This window comes from Acidisphaera rubrifaciens HS-AP3 (assembly GCF_000964365.1).
In the GTDB taxonomy this organism is placed as follows: domain Bacteria; phylum Pseudomonadota; class Alphaproteobacteria; order Acetobacterales; family Acetobacteraceae; genus Acidisphaera; species Acidisphaera rubrifaciens.
In genome coordinates, this window is sequence record NZ_BANB01000708.1 from 1 (window position 1) to 2,049 (window position 2,049).

3 protein-coding genes are annotated in these 2,049 nt (G+C 74.2%); all 3 read right to left on the reverse strand.

The genetic code is table 11. The annotated features are described in order from the left end of the window. Positions 1–201: AAA family ATPase (locus B8460_RS16715; protein ID WP_048862751.1), on the reverse strand; the 201-nt coding region annotated here is incomplete at its 3' end. A 9-nt stretch (positions 202–210) separates the two neighbouring features. Next, positions 211–1,638 (reverse strand): pyruvate kinase, encoded by a 1,428-nt coding sequence (pyk, locus tag B8460_RS16720; protein ID WP_048862752.1) that lies wholly within the window; start codon positions 1,636–1,638, stop codon positions 211–213. Positions 1,639–1,651: 13 nt separating this feature from the next. After that, positions 1,652–2,049, reverse strand: a 398-nt coding sequence (locus tag B8460_RS16725) for an MOFRL family protein (protein ID WP_277813989.1), incomplete at its 5' end; no start/stop codon positions are given.

Consider the following 2,049-nt stretch of genomic DNA (forward strand, 5'->3'; position numbering starts at 1 on the left):
GCTGCCGCCCAGGCGCGGCAGGTCGGCGCCGCGCGCGCCGCGCAGGCCACGGCCCGGCACCAGCAGCGAGATCGCCTCCAGCAGGTTCGTCTTGCCGCTGCCGTTCGGCCCGGACAGCACCGCAAGCGGCGCGGCCGGCTGCCACACCAGCGACGGATAGGTGCGGAAATCGGTCAGGGCGAGGCGCAGCAGACGGGGCACGCCCGGCGACTATTTCACCGTCGCCACGCGCAGCGCGTTGGTGGTGCCGCGCTGGCCGAAGGGCACGCCGGCGGCCACCACGATCTCCTCGCCATGGGCGGCGAAGCCCTCGCTGAAGGCGGCGCGGCCGGCGCGGGCCACCGCGTCGGTCATGGAATGGAGCGTCGCGACCACCTTGGCATGCACCCCCCATACGACGGCGAGGCGGCGCGCGGTCTCGATATCCGGGGTCAGGCCGATCACCGGGCTCGCCGCCCGCTCGCGCGCCATGCGCAGCGCCGTAGAGCCGGATTCGGTGAAGGCGACGATCGCCTGCGCGCCGATCGTGTGGGCGATCTGTCGGGCGGCGGCGGCGATCGCGTCGGCGGCCGAGGCCTCCGGCACCGGACGCGTCGCCTCCACCGTCGCGCGCCAGCCCTCGTCGCGCTCCACGCGGGCCACGATGCGGTCCATGATGCTCACCGCCTCCAGCGGGAACTGCCCGGCGGCGGTCTCGGCCGAGAGCATCACCGCGTCCGCGCCGTCGAAGACCGCCGTCGCCACGTCCGACGCCTCCGCCCGCGTGGGCGCCGGGGCGGCGATCATGCTCTCCAGCATCTGCGTCGCGACCACGACGGGCTTGCCCAGCAGCCGGGCGGCGCGGACGATGCGCTTCTGCGCCAGCGGCACCTCCTCGGGCGGCAGTTCGACGCCGAGATCGCCGCGCGCGACCATCACCGCGTCCGACAGCGCGAGGATGGCGTCGAGATTCTCCAGCGCCTGCGGCTTTTCCAGCTTGGTCAGGATCCAGGCGCGCCCGTCGGTCAGCTCGCGCGCCTCGGCCACGTCCTCGGGCCGCTGGACGAAGGACAGGCCGACATACTGCACGCCCTGCGCGAGGGCGAAGGCGAGGTCGGCGCGGTCCTTCTCCGTCAGTGCCGGAATCGGCAGCACGATGTCCGGCACGTTCACGCCCTTGCGGTCCGACAGGGCGCCGCCGACCACCACCTCGGTCTCCAGCGCGTCGGGCCGCTTGTGCACCACGCGCAGCCGCAGCTTGCCGTCGTCGAGCAGCAGGGTGGAGCCGATCGCCGCCGCCTCGATGATCTCGGGATGCGGCAGGTTGACGCGCCGCACGTCGCCGGGCGTGGGGTTGAGGTCGAGGCGAAAGCCCTGGCCGGTCTGGATCTGCACCCGTCCGCCGCCGAACCGCCCGACGCGCAGCTTCGGCCCCTGCACGTCGGCCAGGATGCCGATCGGCCGGTCGATCTTGTCCTCCAGCGCGCGGATCATGGCGATGCGCGCCGCGTGGTCCTCGTGCGTGCCGTGGCTGAAATTGAGCCGGAAGACGTCGGCGCCCGTCTGGAACAGCCGCGCGATCATCTCCGGCGTGCTGCTCGACGGCCCGAGCGTGGCGACGATCTTCGTCCGCCGGTGGCGGCGCAGGGAAGCGGGCATCGGCGCTCGTTCCTCAGGACCCGCGCGCGGCGATCAGCACGGCGCGGAGGTCGTTGACGTTGGTGAGGGTCGGCCCGGTGCGGACCAGATCGCCGATCGCGTCGAACAGCCGGTAGCTGTCATGCCCGTCGAGCACCGCCCGCGGATCGAGCCCGGCGGCGCGGGCGCGGGCCAACGTGTCGGGCGCGACGATCGCGCCGGCCGCGTCCTCGGTCCCGTCGATGCCGTCGGTGTCGCCCGCGATGGCCCAGATGCCCGGCCGGCCGCCGAGTGCCACGGCGAGGCCGAGCAGGAACTCCGTATTCCGCCCGCCCTGCCCCGCCGGGCCGCCGCCGATCGTCACCGTCGCCTCGCCCCCCGACAGCAGCAAGGCCGGCGGTGCCACGGGGAGCGCGTGGGCGTGGACGCTGG

Excerpts from the sequence above, each read along its gene's own strand:
- pyk (WP_048862752.1), bottom strand. The coding sequence starts at position 1,638 with ATGCCCGCTTCCCTGCGCCGCCACCGGCGGACGAAGATCGTCGCCACG.